Annotated in this window: 19 protein-coding genes, 4 tRNA genes and 1 pseudogene; 14 read left to right on the top strand and 10 right to left on the bottom strand. The window is 62.3% G+C overall.

The window, feature by feature from the left end; translation table 11 throughout:
• The first annotated feature begins 9 nt into the window (after window positions 1–9).
• The 11 genes from NRG23_RS23870 (at window position 10) to NRG23_RS23820 (ending at window position 13,060) form a co-directional block, all read left to right on the top strand.
• Window positions 10–1,224: a glycosyltransferase family 4 protein gene (locus NRG23_RS23870; RefSeq protein ID WP_009050921.1), complete on the top strand. Its 1,215-nt coding sequence runs from the start codon at window positions 10–12 to the stop codon at window positions 1,222–1,224.
• Window positions 1,215–2,318, top strand: a complete 1,104-nt coding sequence (locus tag NRG23_RS23865; protein WP_257372442.1) for a glycosyltransferase family 1 protein — start codon at window positions 1,215–1,217, stop codon at window positions 2,316–2,318. The genes NRG23_RS23870 and NRG23_RS23865 overlap by 10 nt, the downstream gene beginning before the upstream one ends.
• A complete protein-coding gene (locus NRG23_RS23860; RefSeq protein WP_257372440.1) occupies window positions 2,318–3,715 on the top strand; it encodes an O-antigen ligase in 1,398 nt (465 codons plus the stop codon). The genes NRG23_RS23865 and NRG23_RS23860 overlap by 1 nt, the downstream gene beginning before the upstream one ends.
• Window positions 3,712–4,533 (top strand): acyltransferase, encoded by an 822-nt coding sequence (locus NRG23_RS23855; protein ID WP_009050924.1) that lies wholly within the window; start codon window positions 3,712–3,714, stop codon window positions 4,531–4,533. Before NRG23_RS23860 ends, NRG23_RS23855 begins: the two co-directional genes overlap by 4 nt.
• Entirely contained in the window at window positions 4,533–5,939 is a 1,407-nt protein-coding gene (locus NRG23_RS23850) for a lipid II flippase MurJ (RefSeq protein WP_016703681.1), read from the top strand. Before NRG23_RS23855 ends, NRG23_RS23850 begins: the two co-directional genes overlap by 1 nt.
• Window positions 5,940–6,054: 115 nt before the next feature.
• Window positions 6,055–6,684 carry a DUF1780 domain-containing protein gene (locus tag NRG23_RS23845; protein WP_007924708.1) on the top strand — a complete coding sequence of 210 codons (630 nt, stop codon included), beginning with the start codon at window positions 6,055–6,057 and terminating at the stop codon, window positions 6,682–6,684.
• Window positions 6,685–6,895: 211 nt separating this feature from the next.
• Window positions 6,896–7,069 (top strand): DUF3094 family protein, encoded by a 174-nt coding sequence (locus NRG23_RS23840; RefSeq protein WP_009050926.1) that lies wholly within the window; start codon window positions 6,896–6,898, stop codon window positions 7,067–7,069.
• A gap of 60 nt (window positions 7,070–7,129) precedes the next feature.
• Window positions 7,130–8,428, top strand: a complete 1,299-nt coding sequence (locus NRG23_RS23835) for an NAD(P)/FAD-dependent oxidoreductase (RefSeq protein WP_009050927.1) — start codon at window positions 7,130–7,132, stop codon at window positions 8,426–8,428.
• A 651-nt stretch (window positions 8,429–9,079) separates the two neighbouring features.
• Complete coding sequence (locus NRG23_RS23830) at window positions 9,080–9,673, top strand: fimbrial protein (protein WP_257372437.1); 594 nt, start codon at window positions 9,080–9,082, stop codon at window positions 9,671–9,673.
• A 50-nt stretch (window positions 9,674–9,723) separates the two neighbouring features.
• A complete protein-coding gene (locus NRG23_RS23825) occupies window positions 9,724–10,455 on the top strand; it encodes a molecular chaperone (protein WP_110177015.1) in 732 nt (243 codons plus the stop codon).
• Window positions 10,456–10,567: 112 nt separating this feature from the next.
• Window positions 10,568–13,060 (top strand): fimbria/pilus outer membrane usher protein, encoded by a 2,493-nt coding sequence (locus NRG23_RS23820; RefSeq protein WP_257372435.1) that lies wholly within the window; start codon window positions 10,568–10,570, stop codon window positions 13,058–13,060.
• A 158-nt stretch (window positions 13,061–13,218) separates the two neighbouring features.
• Here NRG23_RS23820 and NRG23_RS23815 read toward each other — a convergent pair.
• The 8 genes and pseudogenes from NRG23_RS23815 to rluD form a co-directional block, all read right to left on the bottom strand.
• Window positions 13,219–13,401: pseudogene (locus tag NRG23_RS23815) on the bottom strand (IS3 family transposase); the annotation flags it as partial.
• A 120-nt stretch (window positions 13,402–13,521) separates the two neighbouring features.
• Window positions 13,522–13,598: transfer RNA gene (locus NRG23_RS23810), tRNA-Pro, on the bottom strand.
• Window positions 13,599–13,691: 93 nt separating this feature from the next.
• A tRNA-Lys gene (locus tag NRG23_RS23805) sits at window positions 13,692–13,767 on the bottom strand.
• A gap of 5 nt (window positions 13,768–13,772) precedes the next feature.
• Window positions 13,773–13,849, bottom strand: a tRNA-Pro gene (locus NRG23_RS23800).
• A 9-nt stretch (window positions 13,850–13,858) separates the two neighbouring features.
• A tRNA-Asn gene (locus tag NRG23_RS23795) sits at window positions 13,859–13,934 on the bottom strand.
• A 314-nt stretch (window positions 13,935–14,248) separates the two neighbouring features.
• Entirely contained in the window at window positions 14,249–16,813 is a 2,565-nt protein-coding gene (gene clpB / locus NRG23_RS23790) for an ATP-dependent chaperone ClpB (protein WP_009050931.1), read from the bottom strand.
• A 130-nt stretch (window positions 16,814–16,943) separates the two neighbouring features.
• Complete coding sequence (pgeF, locus tag NRG23_RS23785; RefSeq protein WP_009050932.1) at window positions 16,944–17,669, bottom strand: peptidoglycan editing factor PgeF; 726 nt, start codon at window positions 17,667–17,669, stop codon at window positions 16,944–16,946.
• Window positions 17,666–18,628 carry a 23S rRNA pseudouridine(1911/1915/1917) synthase RluD gene (gene rluD, locus NRG23_RS23780; protein ID WP_009050933.1) on the bottom strand — a complete coding sequence of 321 codons (963 nt, stop codon included), beginning with the start codon at window positions 18,626–18,628 and terminating at the stop codon, window positions 17,666–17,668. The genes pgeF and rluD overlap by 4 nt, the downstream gene beginning before the upstream one ends.
• 152 nt (window positions 18,629–18,780) lie before the next feature.
• On the opposite strand from rluD, the gene NRG23_RS23775 reads away from it, so the two are divergent.
• The 3 genes from NRG23_RS23775 to NRG23_RS23765 all read left to right on the top strand — a co-directional run bounded on the left by NRG23_RS23775 (window position 18,781) and on the right by NRG23_RS23765 (window position 21,773).
• Window positions 18,781–19,803, top strand: coding sequence for an outer membrane protein assembly factor BamD (locus NRG23_RS23775; RefSeq protein WP_007924720.1), 1,023 nt, complete (start codon window positions 18,781–18,783; stop codon window positions 19,801–19,803).
• Between the two features lie 134 nt (window positions 19,804–19,937).
• Complete coding sequence (locus tag NRG23_RS23770) at window positions 19,938–20,171, top strand: PP0621 family protein (RefSeq protein WP_007924721.1); 234 nt, start codon at window positions 19,938–19,940, stop codon at window positions 20,169–20,171.
• Window positions 20,172–20,444: 273 nt separating this feature from the next.
• Window positions 20,445–21,773, top strand: coding sequence for a sigma-54 dependent transcriptional regulator (locus NRG23_RS23765; protein ID WP_257372434.1), 1,329 nt, complete (start codon window positions 20,445–20,447; stop codon window positions 21,771–21,773).
• Here the strand turns inward: NRG23_RS23765 and thiO are convergent.
• Both thiO and NRG23_RS23755 read right to left on the bottom strand, forming a co-directional pair.
• The gene (gene thiO, locus NRG23_RS23760; protein WP_257372433.1) at window positions 21,770–22,870 is read right to left on the bottom strand and encodes a glycine oxidase ThiO; all 1,101 of its coding nucleotides are present in this window, start codon (window positions 22,868–22,870) and stop codon (window positions 21,770–21,772) included. The genes NRG23_RS23765 and thiO overlap by 4 nt on opposite strands.
• 54 nt (window positions 22,871–22,924) lie before the next feature.
• The gene (locus NRG23_RS23755; protein ID WP_009050937.1) at window positions 22,925–23,326 is read right to left on the bottom strand and encodes a type IV pilin protein; all 402 of its coding nucleotides are present in this window, start codon (window positions 23,324–23,326) and stop codon (window positions 22,925–22,927) included.
• Window positions 23,327–23,338 lie beyond the last annotated feature (12 nt).

Here is a 23,338-nt window from a genome sequence, read left to right as displayed (position 1 = left end):
GTGCCGTACGTGAAGATTCTCTGGATTCTCCCCTACCTGCCCTGGCCCATGACCAGCGGCGGCAAGACTCGCCAGTTTCACTTGCTGCGGACCTTGAGCGAGCGGGGTCATCGCATCACCTTGCTGGTGCAGTCGAAGACCGAGGCCGATGCCGCCACCCGCGCCACCCTCGAGCCCTGGCTGGAGCGCCTGATCGTGGAGCCCCGGCGCCCGCTGAAACATCCGGTCACGCTGCTGGCCGGGCTGTTCGCGCCCTGGCCGCTGCTGACCACAGTCAACGGTGTGTCACGTCCGTTGCGCGAGCGCTTCGACAGCCTGCTGCAGGAGCCCTGGGATGTGATCCAGGTCGAGCACAGCTACAGCCTGCAACCCTATCTGCAACCGCTGCTGCGGGCCGGCCGGGACTTCGTGCTCACCGAGCACAACCTCGAATCCAGCCTGGGCGGCGCGACCTATGACCGCTTCCCGGCCTGGGCCAGCCTCTTCGTGCGCTATGACCAATGGCGCTGCCGGCAGTGGGAACGCAAGGCGTTCGATTCGGCCCGCCAGGTAGTCGCGGTGACCGAAAGCGATGCCCAGGCCATGCGCCAGCTGACCCGTACCCCGGTCGAGGTGGTGGTCAACGGCGTCGACAGCCGCAGCTTTGCCGAAGTCTCGGCCGACCCGCAGAGCCAGCGGGTGCTGTTTGTCGGCAACTACGAATACGCGCCGAACCTGGACGCCGTGCAGTGGATGCTCGACGAGATTTTCCCGCGGGTCTGGAGCCACTGCCCCGAGGCGCGCCTGGCGGTGGCCGGGTATGCCTTGCCGGCCAACTGGCCCGAACGCTGGACCGACAGCCGCATCGAGTGGGTCGGCTTCGTGCCGGACCTGCCCGATCTGCAACGACGTTGCGCGCTGTTCATCGCGCCGTTGCGCCAGGGCGGCGGCTCCAAGCTCAAGGTGCTCGAAGCCATGGCCGCCGGCCTGCCGCTGGTCAGCACCGCACAAGGCGCCTCGGGCCTGGCCATCCGCCCCGAGGAACATTACCTGGCAGGCGACAATGCCCAGGCCCTGGCCGATGCCGTGATTCGCCTGTTGAGCGAGCCGACCCTGGCCGCCCAACTGGCCGGCGCCGCCCGCCTGTATGCCCGCCAGCATCATGACTGGGCCGTAGCCGGCGACGAGCTGGAACAGATCTACCGGACCCTGCCCTCCACACAGGAGCATCCCGCATGCGTGTAGCCCTCGATTATCGTCCGGCCACGGTCGCTCCCTCTTCGGGCATCGCCCGTCAGGTCAAGGCACTGGAACAGGCCCTGCGCGCCCGTGAAGACACCGAATTGCTGCTGGTGAGCGAAGCGCCACTGGAGCATGAGCAACGCCAGACCGCCTTCTGCCCGGCCTGGCCGAGCCCCCTCGATGGCGTGCAACGCCCCGGCGTGCGCCTGCGCTTCGAACGCAAATTCTTGCCGGCGACCATTCGCGAGCAGTCGGTCGACCTGTACATCGCCACCGCCAACATGGGCCTGCCCATCGGCCACAAGCCGGCGGGTACCCGTTATGTGCTGATCCTGCATGACCTGTTCCAGCTGACCCAGCGCAACTTCCACCGCTCGCAGCTCAAGGCCCTGGCCTATCGGCTGATCGATGCCGTGTCGATCGCCTGGTCGATCTGGGTCGCCGATGAAGTCTGGTGCCCTTCGCGGTTTTCCTGCAGCGAAGCGGCCCGGCTGTTTCCCTGGGCGCGGCCGAAGTTCCGCGTGCTGAACAACCTGGTGCCGGAGTTCCAGGGCGCCATCGGCCCGCTGCCGACGGGCCTGCCCGAGCGCTACTGGCTGGCCGTCGGGACGCGGGAGCCGCGCAAGAACATGCCGTTCTTCATCGAGCAGTGGCAGCGCTGCCGCCAGGAAAACCCGCAAGTACCGGAGCTGGTCCTGGTCGGCCACGCCAGCGACCTGCCGGCGAACCTGAGCCAGTTGCCCGGCCTGCATTGGGTCAATGGCGTCAGCGACGAGCAGTTGCAGGCCCTGTACCAGCATGCCGACTGCCTGTGGCAACCCTCCTACGCCGAAGGCTTCGGCCTGCCGGTGGTCGAGGCGCTGTGGCAGGGCACGCCGGTGGCGGTGGCCAGGGGCTCGGCCCTCGACGAAGTGTCTCCGCCCAGCGCGCGACGCTTCAATGCCCGTGATCGCGCCAGCCTGCGCAACGCGCTGATCGAACAGGCCCAGGACAGCAACAGGCCGGATCCGGACAGCCTGCGCGACTGGGCCCGGCAATTTGCCGAACCGACCTACCGCCAGCGCCTCGATACCTTGCTCACAGGGCTCTTTCACTGATGCTGCCAGGAAAATTCATTGGCCTGACCCTGGGGTTGATCTTCGGGATTCTGTTGTGGGCCCTGCCACCGGCAAAAGTCATCTTCGTGGTGATCGGCCTGGCCGTGACCCTGACGCTGATCCGCAAGCCGCTGTGGGGCCTGCTGATCTTCGCCGTGCTGGCCACCTGCATTCCTTACACCACGCTGCAACTGGGGATTCGCACCACGGTCAGTGAAGCGGTGCTGGGCCTGACGTGGGTCGGGTTGTTCTGGCAATCGTTCATCGGCAAGACCCGCAACCTCATGCTCTGGCGTCCCACCGAACGGGCCATGGCCTGGCTGATGCTGTTCAGCGCCATTCCCTTTGTCTGGGGCATGCTGATCATTCATGCCGAGGGCAACGGCCCGGTGAACTGGGTGCGCTGGCTGATGAACCTGTCGCTGCTGTTCATGGTGCCGCTGCTGCTGCGTACCGATGCCGACCGCGACAAAGTGGTGATCGCCCTGCTGCTGGGCACCCTGCTGATGCTGCTGTTGTCGATCGGCATGTTCATCAAGTCGCGCAACGCGATGTCGATGATCCCGATCCTCACCGACCTCAAGTACGCCCACCCGGAAGCGGTGAAGGACATCTTCTCCGCCAACTACCAGCGCATGGCATCGCCCTGGGTTCACCCCAACCTCACGGGTGGCGTGCTGGTGCTGTTCATTCCCCTGGCGCTGCTCTATGGCTGGACCCGCACCGGCGCGCGTCGGGCCCTGGGGCTGGCGGTGGCAATCCTCGGTTGCGCCGGGCTGCTGCTGAGTATTTCCCGCGGGGCGATCCTGGCCCTGGCCCTGGTGCTGATCTGGCTGACCTACAAACGCGTGCCCTACAGCGGCCGGATCATCGGCCTCGGGGCGGCTTTCGCGGTGGCCCTGGTGATGTTCTATCCGCCGCTGCAGGAACGCCTGATGACCATGTTCTCGGCGACCAACGCCAGTACCGAAGTGCGTTTCGACGAGTACGCGAAATTCCCCGAGGCAATGATGCGCTACCCGCTGGGCATCGGCTTCAAGGTCGATCCGCCGGTACCGGGCACCGACCTGCCGGGCATCTCCAACCTGTGGCTGAACTTCATCTACAAGATCGGCATTCCGGGGATGCTGCTGTTCATCGCCGTCACCCTGTTGTGGTGGCGCGAGGTGCGCCCGCTGGCGCCGATCCGTCAGGTGACCGCTGACAACGCGCTGTGGCTGGGCTGCATTTCCGGCCTGCTGGCAGCGTTGCTGACGGGTCTGTTCGACCACTACTTCAGCTTCACTTTCGTGCTGATCGGTCTGTTCTGGCTGTTGATGGGCATAAGCCTGCAACAGGTCCGGTTACGCCCGGCCATCACCCTCCCCCTCATCAACCCCAAGGATCGCCAAGCATGAAACACCGTATTTTCCATTCTGCGGATCTGCCGGAACGCCTGCCGGCCCTGGCCTCGGAGCTGGGCGTCAGCCACGATGAACTGCTCGAGGCCTACAGCTGGGGGCTGAACAACGACGTGCTGTTCGTCGAGGGCGACGGCGAGCAGGCGCGCTACAGCGTCTGCTCGGTGGACATCGAACAGATCATCGAGCATCCCCTGGCCCGACGCCTGTATGGTCGTTTGAAGCAGGACATCCCCACCACCCTGGTGCCGCGCTACGGCAAGAACCTGGCCACCCTCAAGGACCGCTGGTTGCGGGCCTGGGAACAGGCCTACAACATCCTGATCAACAAGATCCCCAGCCATCACGTGCGCATCGCCTGGCTGCGCCTGGGCGGCGCGAAAATCGGCAAGGGCTCGACCATCTGGCGCAACACCGAGGTGCTGGGTGTGGAAAACCTGGTGATCGGCGATGACAGCGTGATCGCCTGGCATTGTCAGATCGACGCCCGGGCCGGGCTGATCATCGGCGATCATGTGACGATCGCCTCTCACGTGCTGATTCTCGCCGGCGGCCATGACCCGATGAGCCCCGAGTTCTGGTCGGTGTCCGCGCCCATCTACATCGATGACTACGCCTGGATCGCCACCCGGGCGCTGCTTGCCCATGGTTCGCATATCGGTCGCGGGGCGGTAGTGACCGCCAACACCCTGGTGGCCAAGGCCGTTCCCCCCTACAAGATCATCGGTGGCAGCGGTGCCAAACCCATGGGCGAGCGCCCTCACGACCTGAACTACAAGGTGGGTGGCAAAGGCCTGTTCACCCTGTTCTATTGATGCTCGGCAGCACCCTGCTGCTGACCCTGGCGACCCTCGCCGGGCTGCTCGCCGGTTTTGCCCGCGAATGGCTGCTGGTGGCGGCCTGGGGCGCGGGCAGCCGCAGCGATGCGTTCCTGGTCGCGGTGTTCATTCCCGAAGCCCTGCGCATGACCCTGGCGGCCGGTATCCTGGCGGCCGCGGCCCTGCCGCTCTATCAGGAGCGCGACGCCCGGCGCCAGCACGCCTGGCTGGCCGGCCTGAGTCCGCGCCTGCTGGGCCTGGGACTGGGGCTCTATGCCCTGCTGGCCTTGAGCGCGCCGCTGTGGATCCGCCTGATCGGTCCCGGGCTCGACAGCGCAGCCCAGGCTGAAGCCGCCGCCAACCTGCGCAGCCTGGCCGCCTGTATCCCCGGCCTGCTCCTGCATGCGCTGTTCAGCATTCCGCTGCATGCCCGGCAACGTTTTGTCCTGCCGGGGCTGGGTTCGCTGCTGTTCAACCTGCCACCGGTGCTTTATCTGTTTTTCTACGGCCAGGCGAGCCTGGGCTCCGGCCTTTCGCTGGCGTTTTTTCTCGGCAGCCTGCTGATGTGCCTGTCGCTGGTGCCGGCGATCTGGCAAACCGGCTGGCGCCCCTGGCAGGTCCGCGGGGACGCCGGGGCCAGCCGTGAATTGCTCGTGCGCCTCGGCCCGCTGCTGACCAGCAACCTGGCCAGCCAGGGCCTGGCGCTGGTGGAACGGGTGGTCGCCAGCTACCTGGGCGAAGGCGCGGTGACCTGGGTCAACCTGGCGCGCAAGCTGATCAACCTGCCCTTGATTGCCTTGATGAGCCTGAACCAGGTCCTGCTCGGCCTGATGAGCGGCAAGTCCGGCGATCAACGCCTGGGGCTGCTGCATCGCGGGCTCGACGCCGCGACCCTGCTGAGCCTGCCTGCGGCCCTCGGCCTGGTGGGCGCCAGCCCGGCGCTGATCCATTGGTTGCTGCCCGCCCAGAGCGCCGACGGACCACTGCCGGCGCTGCTGGGCTGGTTCGCCGTGTCCCTGGTGTTCGGCGCCTGGAACGCCATGCTCGCGCGCTACGCCTATGCCGCCGGCGATACCCGAACGCCGCTGTACTGCGAACTGCTCGGCAGCCTGCTCAACGCCTTGCTGCTGGCGGGCTTGCCGCTGATTGCGGGGCTGAATGCGATTCCCCTGGCCGCCCTCGGCGGCGTGATCCTGACCAACCTGTTGCTGATGCAGCGCCAGCAGTTGCTCAGCCTCATCAGCTGGCCAGTGCGCTGGGCGGTCAGCGCCGTCCTGCTGGGTGCCGCGGCACTGCTGTTGCATCCGCTGCCGAACGTCTGGCTGCAACTGGGGCTCAGCACCGTGGCCGGGCTGCTCCTGCTGATCGCCCTGGGCCTCTGGCTGAAACCCTGGCGGGCGTGAACGAGCGGCAGAGGGTTGACCTGATGTCACACTTATCCGTTATAAGTGCAGTCAGCCCCCGCCGACCCGGCAGAGTGTATTTCTTGGATCAGCGTTTGGACGCTAAGCTTGGACTATGGATGACTCAGATTACCTGCGCCTGCTCACCATTCAGGCCGAACAAGCCAACGCGTTCCTGTCCAATGCGCGCAAATGGGAGCGTGAGCGTTGGGTCTGCCAGCGCCTGCTGCAAGGCTTGAACATCCCCTACCGTGCCGACGAATTCACGCCCGCCGGGCAGGAGCCGCCGGACGTACTGTTTCGCGAGGCCTGTTTCGAGGTGTTCTTCGTGCTGGACGAAGGCCGTCGCCTCAACGATGAATGGCGCGACGAGTTGCAACGGCGCCGCAGTGCCTTCTCCCTCAGCCAACTGGTGCGGCGCGAGGCCAAGCCCAAGCGCATTCCGGCCAACGAACTGTTGCTCAGGCTGGCCCCGACCCTGCGCAAGAAAGCCCACAACTACAAGGAACGTGGCATGGACCTGGGGGAACTGGACATCATCGCCTTCGCCAGCCTCAAGCGCGAAGTGCTCGACCTCAACAGCCATTTCCCGCCACCGACCGAGTATCTGCGCCAGGGTTGGCGCTCGTTGTCGCTGGTCGGACCGACCTTCGCCCGCGTACTGTTCGCCCATCCCGACGCGCCGGACTTCCTGCGTGGCAACCTGGGGCGCAGCATCCTCTTCGACGTCGGGATCAGCCTGTAGGTCGTTTAGCGAAGGTTTTTCCAGCCCCCCCTTCAGACCGTTGTGGCATGGCGCAAACACCCTGCGAGTGTTACAAAGCGCAATCACCCGCGCGATGACAAGGTCCGCATCCGCGAGCAGCTATGCTCCGTTCCATACCGCATAGCCCGACAAGATGGCACTGCGCTGTAACCTTCATACTTTTCGCAACGTCTAGCTGACGAGGCTTTTTATGACCAGCCGCCTGAACCCCGACGACCAACGCCATGTCGAAGAATACCTGCAACTGGCCCAGCACCGAGTCGAGCGCCGGCCCTTCCGGCCGTGGATGCTCCTCGTGATAGTCGTGACCATCACCATTGGCCTGGGCCTGCTGAGCCGACTTATCAGTTACCTGACGCTATGAGCTGCATTGCGCTCGCTCGGGTAACCGTACCGATTTCTTTTAGCCTTGCGAGATATCCCCATGACTCATCGTATTGTCATCGTTGGCGGCGGCGCCGGCGGTCTGGAGTTGGCTACCCGTCTGGGTAAGACTCTGGGCAAGCGCGGCACCGCCAGTGTGATGCTGGTCGACGCGAACCTGACCCACATCTGGAAGCCCTTGCTGCACGAAGTAGCCGCCGGCTCGCTGAACTCTTCCGAAGACGAACTCAACTATGTCGCCCAAGCCAAATGGAACCACTTCGAGTTCCAGCTGGGCCGCATGAGCGGGCTCGATCGTCAGCAGAAGAAAATCCAGCTGGCCGCCACCTACGACGAAAATGGCGTGGAACTGCTGCCGGCCCGCGAGCTGGGGTACGACACCCTGGTGATCGCCGTGGGCAGCACCACCAACGACTTCGGCACCCAGGGCGCCGCCCAGCATTGCCTGTTCCTCGACACCCGCAAGCAGGCCGAACGCTTCCATCAGCAACTGCTCAACCACTACCTGCGCGCCCACGCCGGGCAGACCGATGTGGTCGAGCAGATCAGCGTGGCCATCGTCGGTGCCGGCGCCACGGGCGTCGAGCTGGCCGCCGAGTTGCACAATGCCGCTCACGAACTGGCGGCTTACGGCCTGGACCGGATCAAGCCGGAAAACATGCACATCACCCTGATCGAGGCAGGCCCACGGGTACTGCCAGCCCTGCCGGAGCGGATTGGCGGACCGGTACACAAGACCCTGGAAAAACTCGGGGTCAAGGTGATGACCAACGCCGCAGTCAGCGAAGTGACCGCCGACAGCCTGATTACCGCCGATGGCCAGGTGATTGCCGCCAGCCTGAAAGTCTGGGCCGCCGGGATTCGCGCACCGGGTTTCCTCAAGGACATCGACGGCCTGGAAACCAACCGCATCAACCAGCTGCAAGTCCTGCCGACCCTGCAGACCACCCGCGACGAGAATATCTTCGCCTTTGGCGACTGCGCCGCCTGCCCGCAACCGGGCACCGATCGCAACGTTCCACCGCGGGCCCAGGCGGCTCACCAGCAGGCATCGCTGCTGACCAAGTCGCTGAAACTGCGCATCGAAGGCAAGGCCCTGCCGGAATACAAATACACCGACTACGGTTCGCTGATCTCGCTGTCGCGCTTTTCCGCCGTGGGCAACCTGATGGGTAACCTGACCGGCAGCGTGATGCTCGAAGGCTGGCTGGCGCGGATGTTCTATGTGTCGCTGTACCGCATGCACCAGATGGCGCTCTACGGCCCGTTCCGGACCGCCATGCTGATGCTCGGCAGCCGGATCGGCCGCGGCACCGAGCCACGACTCAAGCTGCACTGAGTCAATCGTTCAAGGCAGGAATGCCCCGAGCGATCGGGGCATTTTTTTGCATCCTGTTCAAGGTTGGCTCAAGCCTTTGTCCAACTCGGGACCCACAGGGGAGTTGCCAGAGTTCGAAGAAAAAAGAAACTTCCCTTAGTTGATATACGAATTTTCTGAACATTACACAACCAATCCACCGACTAAATAAAAAGACTTTTCCGACTTCATCCCTAGCGTTCAAAAGTTGCTCCCTCCAGCGCAAACAATGCGTACCCCTGCTTCCAGCAGCACCTTTTAAAGCAACATATACAGACTTGATCCAATAAGCATTCAAGGCAACAACCACGTCCCATCTAGTTGTATCGGCAGTTAGCTTAGCCCTCCTCTCGACTCGCCCATCACCCAATGAATCTGCCTTCCTGGCTGGTCCTGCAACGGCCGAAGGCGATAAGAATCGCTCCCCTGCTTACCAGACCAGACAGACAATCCCCTTCAATAAAATCGTCACAAGACAACACTTTAAGAATCTTCTTATTGAAACCCCGTCAATCAAAAAAGTACTAGCAGCCATTCAAAGCCATAAACCAATCAACACTTTAAGAATGGTCTTATTGTAACGACCGAAGTGAAGATACAAGATTGCACCTCCAACTTTAGCAGGTACATGAAATGTCCAAACTTCTCAAAAGCATCGTCTCCATGGCTATCGCTGGCGCAGTCAGCACTTCCGCTCTCGCGGCAGACGGCACCATCAACTTCACCGGCGACATCATCGCTGCATCCTGCGCTATCACCGGCGGCTCCGGCACCAACGTTGGTGGTGACAAGGGCGCCAAAGCCGTCACCGTCAACCTCGGCAAGGTCAGTAGCGACTCGCTCACCGGTACTGCTGGCGGCGGCATCGTCGGTGGTAAGAACATCAACCTGAGCCTGGATTGCGGCGGTACCGCAGCCGGTCTGAAATCCGTCAAGCTGCAGTTCGACCCGAACAGCGGCTCCGGCATCGACAGCAAGAACGGCATGCTGCTGAAAACCACCGGTGACGCAGAGGGCGTGGGCATCGGTATTTACGACGCCAGCAACAAACTGCTGAACATCGCCGCGAACGAAACCATCAACGGCACACTGGTGGAAACCAAGGAAGGCGATACCACCAAGTACAAGGCCGTACTGGACATGCGTGCAGGTTATGTGGCGAACGGCGTGACCATCAAGCCAGGTGCGGCGAACGGCACCCTGCCGTTTACCCTGACCTACGAGTAACCCGCGCCAAAGGGAGGGGCCTGCGCCCCTCCCTCCGACCTGGAGCCGCTATGAAAACCCCACTATTGACACGCCTTGCACTCGCCAGTGCCATGACGCTCTTTGCGTCGATGGCCAGTGCCGGTATTACACTGGATGGCACCCGCGTCGTCTTTGCTGCGCCAGCCAAGGAAACATCCGTCGTCGTCAGGAACCAGGACTCGAGCGACATCATGGTCCAGTCCTGGGTCGAGCCAGACAGCAGCGGGTCCGCGACCGACGTACCGTTCGCCATTACCCCTCCCCTCGTTCGCCTTGGAGGCAACAAGCAGCAAGTCCTGCGCATCCTCTATCAAGGCCAGGGGTTGCCGACCGACAAGGAGTCCGTGTTCTGGCTCGCCGTGCAAGAGATTCCGCAAAAAGCCAAGGACCAGAACAGCCTGCAGATCGCCATACGCCAGCGCGTAAAACTGTTCTACCGCCCGGCCAACCTGCCGGACACCGCGGCCAATGCAGCCAAGAGCCTGCAATGGAAACTGGTGGAACAAGGCGGTAAAACCGCGCTTTCAGTGACCAACCCTTCCGCGTACCACGTGTCCTTTTCCGGTAGCACCGTGAAACTGCTCACTGGCAAGGGGGCTGGCACCTATACCGCTGCCGCAGAAATGCTCGCGCCGGGAGCAACGCGTGTCGTCGCGATCAAAGGTTCGCCCAGCGTGAGTTCCGGAGCCGCAACGGTGGAATTCGAAAGCATCAACGATTACGGCGGGCTGGACCGCATCACCAGCAAGCTTTCCAACTAACGAAAGCACAGCCGTCATTCGCGCCGCTCGCCAGAGCGCAAAGCTTTACCTATCCGACTTTTTACTCAGGTCAGTGCCTCGGCTACCCGATGCATGATCGAAAGGATTTCGCATGCCCATTTTTCAGAGAGAGCTCAGCTTCAGGATCGCCCGACGGGCGTGCGCGACCTGCCTCATGGCAGTGGGACTGACCTCGAAGCTGTCCGCCGCAGAGGTCGAGTTCAGCGAGTCCTTCCTGAAAATGGAGGGTGCTCCGGTGGACCTCAAGTATTTTGAGAAAGGCAGCGCCGTTCCGCCAGGCACCTACAGCGTCGACCTTTACCTGAACAACGTGCTGATCAAGCGCCAGGAGATCACCTTCAGCGCCGACGCATCCGGGCAGGCCAAACCCGTCCTTTCGCTCGGGCTGCTCAAAGAGCTCGGGCTCAACGCGGGCAAAGCCCAACAGGACGGGCTTATCGCCGCCGATGCCAAGGATGAGCTGCCGTTCGACGTCAGTTCCCAGATCGCCGGCGCAGCAGTGGACTTCGACGTCACCAACCTGGCCTTGCAGCTCAGCATTCCGCAGGCCTACGTCCAGCGCTATTCCCGTGGTTACGTCGACCCGTCGGTCTGGGACGACGGCATCACCGCCTTCTACAGCGACTACCAGGCCAACTTCAACCGCAACACCAACCGGGGAACGAAGAGCGACTACCACAACCTGAACCTGCGCAACGGCTTCAATATCGCCGGCTGGCGCTTTCGCAACGAATCCGCCCTGACCGGCGGCACCGGGACAAAAAGCGAGTTCAAGAGCAACCGTACCTATCTGGAACGCGATGTTCAGCGCCTGAAAGGCAAGTTTTCGATGGGCGAGCTGTACACCCCCGGCGAGATCTTCGACAGCGTGCGTTTTCGCGGCGCCCAGATCGCTTCGGACCTCGGCATGCTGCCTGACAACGAGGTTGGCTACGCACCGGTGATCCGCGGCATCGCTGAAACCAATGCCACCGTCGAAGTACGGCAAAACGGCTACGTGATCTATTCCGCGTCGGTGCCGCCTGGCGCCTTCGAGTTCACTGACATCTATCCCAGCGGCTCCAACGGCGACCTGCAGATCAAGATCATCGAAGCGGACGGTCGTGTACGCGAATACCAACAGTCCTACGCCTACCAGCCGGTCATGACCCGCCGCGGTAACCTTCGCTACGCCTTCACTGCCGGTGAATATCGCTCCAACGACCAACCGTCGCCGTCGTTCACCCAGGGCACGGCGGTCTACGGCGTGACGGATAACCTGACCGGCTATGGTGGCGCGCTGCTTGCGCAAGACTATCGCGCCGTCAACCTTGGCGCGGGTGTGAACTCCAGCATCGGCGGTATATCCTTCGACGTCACCAGCAGTGAATCGAAAACCCTGAACGGCAGGAGCAACAAGGGGCACAGTGCGCGCTTCCTGTACTCCAAGACGCTGAACGCCACCGATACCACCTTCACCATGGCCGGCTACCGCTACTCCACCGAAGGCTATCGCAGCTTCAGCCAGCATGTGGACGACCTCATGTACCAGGAGCGTGCCGGCTTCAGCGCACAAAAGAGCCGAATCAACCTCCGGGTGAACCAGAGCCTGTCACAGCGAGGCTCGCTGTATCTCAGCATGGATGAAACCAACTACTGGAAACAGCAGGGCCGCACACGCAACTGGCAATTTGGTTATGGCAGCAGCATCAACAGCGTCAGCTACAACCTGGCGGTGTCACGCACCCAGAGCGATCCCATGAACGGTGGTTCGGATACACAACTTACCGCCAGCATCAGCCTGCCGCTGGGAGGGAGAAGCAGTTCTCACCGCCTCTCCAGCAACGCCATCAGTTCCAGCAAGGGCGACTCCTCGCTGCAGTCGAACGTGTCCGGCTACCTGGACGACCAGGCCACTCTCAGCTACTCGGCACAGGCCGGACACAGCAAAAGAAACGGCAGCACAGCCGGCGCCGGCCTGGACTGGGATACCCCCATCGCCAAGCTGCGGGGTGGCTATAGCCAGGGTCGCGATGACAAGCATATCGACCTGGGTGCTTCTGGCTCGCTGCTGGTACACAGCGGCGGCGTTACCCTCGGCCAGCCGCTTGGCGAGACCTTCGGCCTGCTGGAAGTTCCGGGTGTCGACGGGGTCGGGGTATCCGGCTGGAACGGCGTGCGCACCAACGGCAAGGGTTACGCGGTGGTGCCCTATATGCAGCCTTATCGTTACAACTGGCTGAACCTGGACACCCAGACCCTGGGCACCGATACCGAGATCAACGAAACCTCCAAGGTGCTGGTGCCGACCCGTGGCGCCATCGTCAAGACAACCTACGCCGCACAGACCGGTCGCCGCCTGCAGTTCGTCCTGCGTGCGGAGCAAGGCGGCAGTATCCCCTTCGGCGCCCAAGGCTACGACGAGCAGGGCAAGCCCCTGGGCATGGTCGACAACCTGTCGCGCCTGCTGGTCTTCGGCGTTACCGACAAGGGCCGACTGGAAATTCGCTGGGCCGAGGGTTCCTGCACGGTGGACTACACACTCCCGGCGGCAAACAAGGAGCTGGCATACGAGCGCGTGGATGGCCTTTGCCGGGCCTTGTGAGCACCGTAAACGCCCCTCGCAACGAAGGGCCGGCAAGGGGATATGCACAGAACGACAACGGACAACCCAAATCTCCCCCCAAAAAAGCCCCGAATTATCGGGGCTTTTTTTGCTTCACGCCCAAGGCACGAAACCATCTTCAGCAAGCCAGTATGTGCGCCTGCGCTCCAATCCTGCCGACCGTGCTTTGTATACAGCCACATCAGAACGGTCGTCTTGCCTTGAATGCCGTAGCGCGCCTGAGCCTCTTTATGACTCGGCTCCTTTTCAACCTGGTCGACGACCGGCAATTTAATAGTCAGCGTGTAATCACGCTGACAGCGCCGTTTTCTCGCTTCCAGTACGTCCTCCTGAAAAGAGATCAGAAGGTGTGAACCTTATTCAGGAAAGGACAGACACAACCGACACCAAATTCCGGGCAAAAAAAATCCCCGTATCTTTCGATACGAGGATTTTCAGTATGGTCGGGGTAAGGGGATTCGAACTCCTGACATCCTGCTCCCAAAGCAGGCGCGCTACCGGACTGCGCTATACCCCGGTAAAAAAAAGGCACCTTTTAAAGGCGCCTTCTGCGAACAGAGCTTTTGGCGTCTGATCTTAAGATTCGATTCCAGCGAGCTGGTCTCAAAAATGGTGGGTCGTGTGGGATTCGAACCTACGACCAATTGGTTAAAAGCCAACTGCTCTACCAACTGAGCTAACGACCCAAATATGGTCGGGGTAAGGGGATTCGAACTCCTGACATCCTGCTCCCAAAGCAGGCGCGCTACCGGACTGCGCTATACCCCGGTTTGAAATTGGCTCCGTGACCAGGACTCGAACCTGGGACCCAATGATTAACAGTCATTTGCTCTACCGACTGAGCTATCACGGAACTGAACATTTCAATTTACAGCTTTTACAGCAGGCTTTTATTTCTAGAAGCCTCCTCGTTGACCCTGTCCGTATCGCTACGTTCGTGTCTCTGAGGCGCGCTATTCTACAATCTTAAAAACCTCTGTCAACCCCCTAAATTGCTTTCAAGACAATGATTTGCAACTTATTTCAGTTTTTTCCTCGGGGAGGAAAAACCCTTGGGGTGACTTACTGCGGGGCGCACTTTACAAGCCTTTGCCTTACAGTTCAACGCCCTATGCAAAAAAAGGCCTCGCAATGCGAGGCCTCCTTCCCAATGACACCCTATTTGGCTCAGGCGAAGACGATTTCGTCGTTTTCCACCTTGGCCGTCACAGTGACTCCCGGCAGGAAACTGCCAGACAGAATCAACTGCGCCAGCGGGTTCTCGATCCAGCGCTGGATCGCTCGTTTGAGCGGGCGCGCGCCATAGACCGGGTCGTAGCCCACGGCAATCAGTTTGTCCAAGGCCTCGCCACTCAGCTCCAGCTTGAGCTCTCGCTCCGCCAGGCGGCCGCGCAGGCGGCCCAGCTGGATCTCGGTGATGCCGGCGATCTGGTCCCTAGCCAATGGCTCGAAGATCACCACTTCGTCGATCCGGTTGATGAACTCCGGACGGAAATGGCTCGACACCGCATCCATCACCGCCGCCCGCTGTGCTTCGCGATCCCCCACCAGTTCCTGGATCTGCACCGAGCCCAGGTTGGAGGTCATGACGATCACCGTATTACGGAAATCCACGGTACGCCCATGGCTGTCCGTCAGGCGGCCGTCTTCCAGCACCTGCAGCAGGATGTTGAACACGTCTGGATGGGCCTTCTCGACCTCGTCCAGCAGGATCACTGAATAAGGCTTACGACGCACCGCCTCGGTCAGGTAACCGCCCTCCTCGTAGCCGACGTAGCCTGGAGGCGCACCGATCAACCGAGCCACGGAATGTTTCTCCATGAATTCGGACATATCGATCCGCACCATCGCCTCTTCGGTATCGAAAAGGAATTCGGCCAGCGCCTTGCACAACTCGGTTTTACCCACACCGGTCGGGCCTAAGAACATGAACGAGCCACTTGGCCGGTTTGGATCGGACAACCCGGCACGGGAACGCCGCACGGCGTTGGCCACCGCCACCACGGCTTCGTTCTGGCCGATGACACGCTGGTGCAGCAGGCTTTCCATCTTCAGCAGCTTGTCGCGCTCGCCTTCGAGCATCTTCGACACTGGAATACCGGTCCACTTGGACACGACCTCGGCGATTTCCTCTTCGGTCACCTTGCTGCGCAACAGCTGGTTCTCGCTTTGGCCATGCTGGTCGACCATCTGCAGGCTGCGCTCCAGGTCCGGGATCACCCCGTACTGCAACTCGGCCATGCGGTTCAGGTCGCCTTTGCGGCGCGCGGCTTCCAGTTCCTGGCGGGACTGCTCGATCTTCTGCTGAATCTGCGCCGAACCCTGCACTTCGGCTTTCTCCGAGGTCCAGACTTCTTCCAGGTCGGCGTATTCGCGCTCCAGGCGGGTGATTTCCTCCTGGAGTTTCTCCAGGCGCTTGATCGCCGCTTCGTCGTCTTCCTTCTTCAGGGCCTGGGATTCAACCTTCAGTTGAATCAGGCGCCGTTCCAGACGGTCCAGCACTTCCGGCTTGGAGTCGATCTCCATGCGGATACGGCTGGCGGCTTCGTCGATCAGGTCGATCGCCTTGTCCGGCAGCTGCCGATCGGTGATGTAGCGATGACTGAGCTTGGCCGCGGCAATGATCGCGCCGTCGGTGATCGCCACCTTGTGGTGCACCTCATAACGCTCTTTCAGGCCACGCAGGATGGCGATGGTGTCTTCTTCGCTCGGCTCATCCACCAGGACTTTCTGGAAGCGCCGCTCGAGGGCCGCATCCTTCTCTATATATTGGCGATACTCGTTGAGCGTGGTGGCGCCGACACAATGCAACTCGCCTCGGGCCAGGGCCGGCTTGAGCATGTTGCCCGCATCCATCGAACCTTCGCCCTTGCCGGCGCCGACCATGGTGTGCAGTTCGTCGATGAACAGAATGATCTGCCCTTCCTGCTTGGAGAGCTCGTTGAGCAGGGATTTCAGGCGTTCTTCGAACTCACCGCGGTACTTGGCGCCCGCGATCAGCGCGCCCATGTCCAGGGACAGCAGGCGCTTGCCTTTCAGGCCGTCCGGCACCTCGCCATTGATGATGCGCTGGGCCAGGCCTTCGGCAATCGCGGTTTTACCCACGCCAGGCTCACCGATCAGCACCGGGTTGTTCTTGGTCCGGCGTTGCAGCACCTGGATGGTCCGACGGATTTCGTCGTCACGGCCGATCACCGGGTCGAGCTTGCCGTCTTCGGCGCGCTTGGTCAGGTCGACGGTGTATTTATCCAGGGCCTGGCGCGACTCCTCGACGTTGGCGTCATTCACCGCCTCGCCGCCACGCAGGTTATTGATGGCGTTTTCCAGCGCTTTCTTGCTGACGCCCTGGCCCAGCAGCAATTTGCCGAGCTTGCTGTTTTCGTCCATGGCCGCCAGCAGCACCAGCTCGCTGGAGATGAACTGGTCGCCCTTCTGTTGCGCCAGGCGATCGGCCTGGTTCAGTAGGCGCGCCAGATCCTGCGACATGTTCACGTCGCCGGTAGGGTTCTGGATTTTCGGCAAGCGGTCGAGCTCTTTGCTCAACTCCTTGCGCAGGCTGTTCACGTCGAAGCCCACTTGCATCAGCAGCGGCTTGATCGAACCGCCCTGCTGCTCGAGCAGGGCCTGCATCAAGTGTGCAGGCTCGATGGCTGGGTGGTCGAGGCCGACCGCCAGGGATTGAGAATCGGATAATGCCAGCTGCAGCTTGCTGGTTAATCGGTCTATACGCATTAGTCACCTTCCTTTTGAGCAGGTCGGAGCGATGGACACACCTAAATAGAGAAACCTGCCAGATACCCCTGTAGATGCGGTCGATTCTGGAAGATTCAAGCCTGTCGAGCTTGACACAGGTCAGAAGAGTCTAGCGTTCCAGCCAGATCAGGGAAGCGAAGCGCCCGGTGCGCGGGCTGCGGCGGTAGGAATAGAAACGCGGATCGCTCACGGTGCAGAAACCACCGCCATACACGGCCGTGACGCCGCATGCCGCCAGGCGCAGGCGGGCCAGCGTATAGATGTCAGCCATAAGCTTGCCGGGATTGTGGCTCGGCACAAAGGCCTGCTCGGTGTGCGGCAAGTGGCGGACGAACGCCTCACGGACTTCCGGCCCGACTTCGAAGGCTTGCGGACCGATGGCGGGCCCCAGCCAGACCAGTACATCCTCAGGCGCAACCTTCAGGCTAGCGAGCGTCGCCTCCAGCACTCCGGCCGCCAACCCGCGCCAGCCGGCATGGGCCGCCGCCACACGAGTACCGGCGCGGTCGCAGAACAGCGCTGGCAGGCAATCGGCGGTCATGGCGCTACAGGCGATGCCGGGCGTGGCCGTCCAGCTGGCATCGGCGGTGGCGACGACGGACGGATCCGCCTCGACCACATCAATACCGTGGACCTGCTTCAGCCAGGCTGGCTGTATGGAGAAATGATCGGTCAGGCGGCGGCGGTTTTCGGCTACTGCCTGCGGATCGTCGTCGACATGATCGCCCAGGTTGAGGCTGTCGAACGGCGCCAGGCTGACGCCGCCCGCACGGGTGGTGACGCAGGCTTTGACCCCGGCCGGCGCAGGCCAGTCAGGAATCAGCCAGTCACTCATCCGACGAAGGCCTCGCGGTCCTGCTTGAGCAGGGTCAGCAGCCAGACGAAGTCTTCCGGCAGCGGCGACTCCCAGCTCATGCGTTCACCGGTGGTCGGATGATCCAGCTCCAGGAAACGCGCATGCAGCGCCTGACGCGGGAAGTGCTTCAGGGATTCGACCATGGTCGGGCTCGCCGCCGGCGGAATGCGGAAGCGGCCGCCGTAGGCCGGATCGCCGACCAACGGGAAGTTGATGTGCGCCATGTGCACGCGAATCTGGTGGGTACGACCGGTTTCCAGCTTGACCCGCACATGGGTGTGGGAACGGAAACGCTCGAGCACGCGGTAATGGCTGACGGCCTGCTTGCCACCTTCCATCACGGCCATGCGCTGACGCTGCTGGCCATGCCGGCCGATCGGCGCATTGATCTTGCCACCGGCGGTGACCACACCGATCACGATGCATTCATAGATGCGGCTGACGCTGCGGCTCTGCAACTGGGCAACCAGCTGGGTCTGCGCCTGGATGGTCTTGGCCACCACCATCAGACCGGTGGTGTCCTTGTCCAGGCGATGGACGATGCCGGCGCGCGGCACGTTGATGATGTCCGGGACATGGTGCAGCAGGGCATTGAGCAGCGTGCCATCGGCGTGACCGGCGGCGGGGTGGACCACCAGGCCGGCAGGCTTGTTGATGACCAGGATATCGTCGTCTTCATAGACGATATCCAGCTCGATGTCCTGAGCGATCCATTCTCCCTGAGCTTCCTGCTCGGCGGTCAGCTCAAGAACCGCGCCGCCATGGACGATGTCTCGCGGGCGGATAACCGCTCCATCCACAGTCAGGCGGCCGTCTTTGATCCAGGCGGAAAGGCGCGAGCGCGAGTGCTCAGCGAATAATTGGGCGGCGACTTGATCGAGGCGTTGGCCGCCCAGTTCGGACGGCACCTCTGCGCGAAGTTCAATTTTATCGGACATGCTCAGACTAGGCGTCGGCACAGCCTTTGGTTTCGGCTGCGCGCTTGTGGTTAAATACGGCGTCTTTTGCCCCGAGGCTTTTTCAACGGGGCGCTCATCATAACAGGACGGCCCCGCCCAAGACAGCGGCCGTCATAGGGACGCAAGCCGCCATGCAAGTGAAACACCTGCTGCTGATCGCCATCCTCGCACTGACCGCTGCTTGCTCATCGAAGGAAGTCGTTGACGAAAACCTGAGCGAGGTCGAGCTGTACCAGCAGGCGCAGACCGACCTGGACAACAACAGCTATACCAGCGCCACCGCCAAGCTCAAGGCCCTGGAGTCGCGTTATCCGTTCGGCCGCTACGCGGATCAGGCACAACTCGAACTGATCTATGCCAACTACAAGAACGCCGAGCCGGAAGCTGCCAAGTCCGCCGCCGAGCGTTTCATCCGCCTGCATCCACAACACCCGAACGTGGACTACGCCTACTACCTCAAGGGCCTGACTTCCTTCGACCAGGACGTCGGCCTGCTGGCGCGCTTCCTGCCGCTGGACATGACCAAGCGTGACCCGGGTGCCGCACGCGACTCCTACAACGAGTTCGCCCAGCTCACCAGCCGCTTCCCGAACAGCCGCTACGCGCCGGACGCCAAGCAGCGCATGATCTACCTGCGCAACCTGCTGGCCTCCTACGAAATCCACGTGGCCGACTATTACCTGACCCGTCAGGCCTATGTAGCCGCCGCCAACCGTGGCCGTTACGTGGTGGAAAACTTCCAGGAAACCCCGTCGGTGGCCGATGGCCTGGCAGTGATGACCGAGGCTTACCAGCGTCTGCACCTGGACGAACTGGCCGCCACCAGCCTGGAAACCCTGAAGCTCAACTACCCCGATCACCCGACTCTGGTCGACGGCCAGTTCGTGCCACGGGTCGCCGAGGCGGACAACCGCTCCTGGCTGAGCAAGGCCACCCTGGGCCTGATCGAGTCCCGTCCACCGCTGCCGCCGGGAGAAACCCGCGCCAACCAGGACGTGATGAAGCAATACCAGGACGCCAAGGACGCGATTCCGGCCGAGCTCAAGCCTAAAGACGCCAATGGCGACGCTGTCGAAGAAGAACAGCACGAAGCCGAAGGCAACAACAGCGATCGCTCGTGGTTCAGCTACATGACCTTCGGCGTGTTCGACTGACACCGCCGCGGTTAGCCAAAAGGGAGGCTTTCGAGTCTCCCTTTTTTTGTCCGCGGATTTCAGCGCTGATTGCACTGTGCGCCCGGCATGACCTTGGCTAAACTGCCAGTTCCTCACTCACATAGCTGGCTACCATGCTTCGTTTACTGTTCTGGATCGCCCTGATTGCCGCTGCGGTATGGCTCTGGCGCAAATTCAAGCAGCCCGCCTCCGGCACCGCTGCTCCCCGCGAACCCAGCACCACGCCCATGGTGCGCTGCGCCCATTGCGGCGTGCACCTGCCCCGTGACCGGGCGCTGAGCCTCGAGCAACAGTGGTATTGCAGCCAGGCCCACCTGGAGCAAGGCCCGATCTCCCGCGATCGCTGAGCCTCGACCGGCAGTGGTGCAGATGACGTCGAAAGCGCGTTGTTTGCACCGCTGAATAATTCGCTACAAAAAAGCCTCCAGCCCACCCTCGTCTCATATCCGGCCGGCAACCCTCGGCAAACCGGGCATATGCCCTGCACATCATCCTGAACCCGGCCAAACAACCCGGCCCTGAGCAGGGCCAACGACCTCAAGCCTGCCTAGACTTCACGACACGCCAGGATGGCGGGTGCTCTCGCACCTCTTTCGCTCACGGATGAAGCAGTAAGCAGCATGAGCCCACGGCAAAAAGTCCTGATCGTCGATGACGATCCAGGCATTCGCGAATATCTGGAAATCAGCCTCGGCCGGATGCAGCGCCATACCCGTAGCGCCCGCACCCTGGGTGAAGCGCGTCACTGGCTGGCCCGGGAAGGTTTCGACCTGTGCCTGAGCGACCTGCATCTGCCCGACGGCACGGGGCTGGAATTACTCGAGCATATCCAGCGCCACCGACTGCGAATGCCGCTGGCCATACTCAGCACCTGCCCCCACCAGGAAACCGCGGTCCAGGCCCTGAAGGCCGGCGCCATCGACTTCCTGAGCAAACCCGTGGCCCTGGCCCGCCTGCGCGAGCTGCTGAACGGCCCCCTGCCCGAATCGACACCAGCGAACCCAGCTACCGGCCCACTGCTCGGCGATTCGACCGCCATGCACAAACTGCGTGGACAGATCCACAAACTGGCCCAGAGTCAGGCCTCGGTCTATATCAGCGGAGAATCCGGCAGCGGCAAGGAACTGGCCGCCCGTGCGATCCACGACCAGGGACCACGGGCCAGCCAGGGCTTCGTGCCGATCAACTGCGGGGCCATTCCGCCGGAACTGATGGAGAGCGAGTTTTTCGGCCATCGCAAAGGCAGCTTCAGCGGCGCCATCGAAGACAAGCCCGGCCTGTTCCAGGCAGCGCACGGCGGCACCCTGTTTCTCGATGAGGTGGCCGATCTGCCACTGGCAATGCAGGTCAAATTGCTCCGTGCGCTCCAGGAGAAGGCGGTGCGCTGTGTCGGCGGACAGCAGGAGGTCCAGGTTGATGTGCGCATTCTCTGCGCCACCCACAAGACGCTGCAGGCGGAAGTGCATGCCGGACGCTTTCGCCAGGATCTCTACTACCGCCTCAACGTGATCGAACTGGCGGTGCCACCGCTACGGGCGCGCAAGGCTGATATCGAACCCTTGGCCACAGCCATCCTCGAGCGCCTGGCACAGGGCAACGGCCAACAGTTGGCGCGGCTCCAGCCAGGCGCGCTGCTAGCACTCCAGGGCTACGACTTTCCCGGCAACGTACGCGAGCTGGAGAACCTGCTCGAACGGGCGCACACCCTGTGCGAGAACCGGCAGATCGAAGCACGCGACCTGCAACTGACACCAAACGGCGTACACCCGGCCATCTCGCCCGGCCCGGCACCGGTGATCGACCTTGAAGGTTATCTGCAGGAAGTCGAGCGCCGGCTGATCCTCCAGGCCCTGGAGCACACCCGCTGGAACCGCACGGCGGCGGCCCAGCGCTTGAGCCTGTCGTTTCGTTCGATGCGCTATAGGCTGAAGAAACTCGGCCTGGATTAGATGCGCCCACTGGGCGCATAAGGCGCCGGGTCGATGATCGGCTCCCGGCCCAGCATCAGGTCGGTGAACAGCTGGCAGGATGCCGGCGCCAGGACCAAGCCATTGCGGTAATGCCCGCAGTTCAGCCACAGCCCCTCCAACCCCGGCACCGGGCCGATATAGGGAATGCCTTCGGGCGAACCCGGACGCAAGCCCGCCCAATGCCCCACCACCTCGGCCTGCGCCAGCGCCGGGATCAACTCGATGGCCGAAGCCTTCAGGCTTTCCAGGGCCGATGCGGTCGGGGTCTTGTCGAAGCCTTCGTGCTCCAGGGTGCTGCCGATCAGGATATGGCCGTCGCGCCGGGGAATCGCATAACGCCCCTTGGCCAGGACCATGCAGGAAAGAAAGTCCGAGGCGCACTTATAGAGAATCATCTGGCCTTTGACCGGTTCCACCGGCAATGCCAGGCCCAGGCTCTTGAGCAATTCGCCGCTCCAGGCTCCTGCCGCCAGCACCACCTGGTCGCCACGGATTTCGCCCAGGGAGGTCTGCACCCCGAGGACTCGCTCACCTTCGCGGATAAACCCGCTGACTTCGCAGTGCTCGTGAATGGTCACCGCCGGCAACGCCGACAGTGCGGCCTTCAGCGACTTGACCAGGCGCGGATTGCGCACGTTGGCCACGTCGGCCATATAGATCGCCCGCGAAAAACCGCCGCCGAGCACCGGCACCGCGTCATGAGCCACTGAGATATCCACAGCGCTCAATGGCCGCTGTTCGCGCCGGGCCCAGGCCAGCGCTTCGGCTTCGTCGTCCAGGTCCAGCCAGTACAGGCCGGTGGTATGCACTTCAGGATCGACACCGGTGGTGGCGAACAGGTGTTCGGCCAGCTGTGGATAAAAGTCCTGCGACCAATGCGCCAGCGCCGTGACTGCCGGGCTGTAGCGCCAGGGGTAGAGCGGCGAAACGATCCCGCCGCCGGCCCAGGAGGATTCCTGGCCGACATTCGAGCGCTCGAGCAGCACCACCTGCTGCCCGACGGACGCCAGGTTGAACGCGGTCAGCAGGCCGATCACTCCACCGCCGACAATCACCACTTGCTGTTGCTTTGCCATAGTCCAGTCCAGGAAGAAAAAACACCGGGCACCGCCAGCACCCGAGAAGGTTGCTCAGCGTCCCCAGCAGTCTTTGCTGGTCACCCCGTCGGCCATATTGTTGTTGCCCATGGCACCGGTGTGGCTAAGGGTGAACTCGCCGCACTTGTCGCCGGCCATCATGCTCTCGCTTTTCGGCGTCGCGGTCAGGGTGAAGCTCTGGTCGGCCAACACTGGCGTGATGCTGTAGTCATCGTTGCCGGCACTGAGGCCCGGAGCGTTGCTGTAGACACCGCCCTTGGAGTGGAAACGCTCGAGGCTCTGCGCCTGCTCCGACAGCAGGCCGGCGATTTGCGTGCGATGGGTTTTCTTCACGTACTCGGTGATGCTGGGAAGGCTCAGGGTGACGACGAGCCCGATGATCGCAATCACGATCATGATTTCGATCAGGGTAAAACCTTGGTTGGATCTACGCATGCCTCACTCTCA

The sequence above is a fragment of the Pseudomonas sp. T8 genome (assembly GCF_024610635.1).
Taxonomy (GTDB): domain Bacteria; phylum Pseudomonadota; class Gammaproteobacteria; order Pseudomonadales; family Pseudomonadaceae; genus Aquipseudomonas; species Aquipseudomonas chlororaphis_I.
This window is presented reverse-complemented; position numbering and strand designations above follow the sequence as displayed.

Excerpts from the sequence above, each read along its gene's own strand:
- NRG23_RS23865 (WP_257372442.1), top strand. The coding sequence starts at position 1,215 with ATGCGTGTAGCCCTCGATTATCGTCCGGCCACGGTCGCTCCCTCTTCG.
- NRG23_RS23860 (WP_257372440.1), top strand. The coding sequence starts at position 2,318 with ATGCTGCCAGGAAAATTCATTGGCCTGACCCTGGGGTTGATCTTCGGG.
- NRG23_RS23855 (WP_009050924.1), top strand. The coding sequence starts at position 3,712 with ATGAAACACCGTATTTTCCATTCTGCGGATCTGCCGGAACGCCTGCCG.
- NRG23_RS23850 (WP_016703681.1), top strand. The coding sequence starts at position 4,533 with ATGCTCGGCAGCACCCTGCTGCTGACCCTGGCGACCCTCGCCGGGCTG.
- NRG23_RS23845 (WP_007924708.1), top strand. The coding sequence starts at position 6,055 with ATGGATGACTCAGATTACCTGCGCCTGCTCACCATTCAGGCCGAACAA.
- NRG23_RS23840 (WP_009050926.1), top strand. The coding sequence starts at position 6,896 with ATGACCAGCCGCCTGAACCCCGACGACCAACGCCATGTCGAAGAATAC.
- NRG23_RS23835 (WP_009050927.1), top strand. The coding sequence starts at position 7,130 with ATGACTCATCGTATTGTCATCGTTGGCGGCGGCGCCGGCGGTCTGGAG.
- NRG23_RS23830 (WP_257372437.1), top strand. The coding sequence starts at position 9,080 with ATGTCCAAACTTCTCAAAAGCATCGTCTCCATGGCTATCGCTGGCGCA.
- NRG23_RS23825 (WP_110177015.1), top strand. The coding sequence starts at position 9,724 with ATGAAAACCCCACTATTGACACGCCTTGCACTCGCCAGTGCCATGACG.
- NRG23_RS23820 (WP_257372435.1), top strand. The coding sequence starts at position 10,568 with ATGCCCATTTTTCAGAGAGAGCTCAGCTTCAGGATCGCCCGACGGGCG.
- clpB (WP_009050931.1), bottom strand. The coding sequence starts at position 16,813 with ATGCGTATAGACCGATTAACCAGCAAGCTGCAGCTGGCATTATCCGAT.
- pgeF (WP_009050932.1), bottom strand. The coding sequence starts at position 17,669 with ATGAGTGACTGGCTGATTCCTGACTGGCCTGCGCCGGCCGGGGTCAAA.
- rluD (WP_009050933.1), bottom strand. The coding sequence starts at position 18,628 with ATGTCCGATAAAATTGAACTTCGCGCAGAGGTGCCGTCCGAACTGGGC.
- NRG23_RS23775 (WP_007924720.1), top strand. The coding sequence starts at position 18,781 with ATGCAAGTGAAACACCTGCTGCTGATCGCCATCCTCGCACTGACCGCT.
- NRG23_RS23770 (WP_007924721.1), top strand. The coding sequence starts at position 19,938 with ATGCTTCGTTTACTGTTCTGGATCGCCCTGATTGCCGCTGCGGTATGG.
- NRG23_RS23765 (WP_257372434.1), top strand. The coding sequence starts at position 20,445 with ATGAGCCCACGGCAAAAAGTCCTGATCGTCGATGACGATCCAGGCATT.
- thiO (WP_257372433.1), bottom strand. The coding sequence starts at position 22,870 with ATGGCAAAGCAACAGCAAGTGGTGATTGTCGGCGGTGGAGTGATCGGC.
- NRG23_RS23755 (WP_009050937.1), bottom strand. The coding sequence starts at position 23,326 with ATGCGTAGATCCAACCAAGGTTTTACCCTGATCGAAATCATGATCGTG.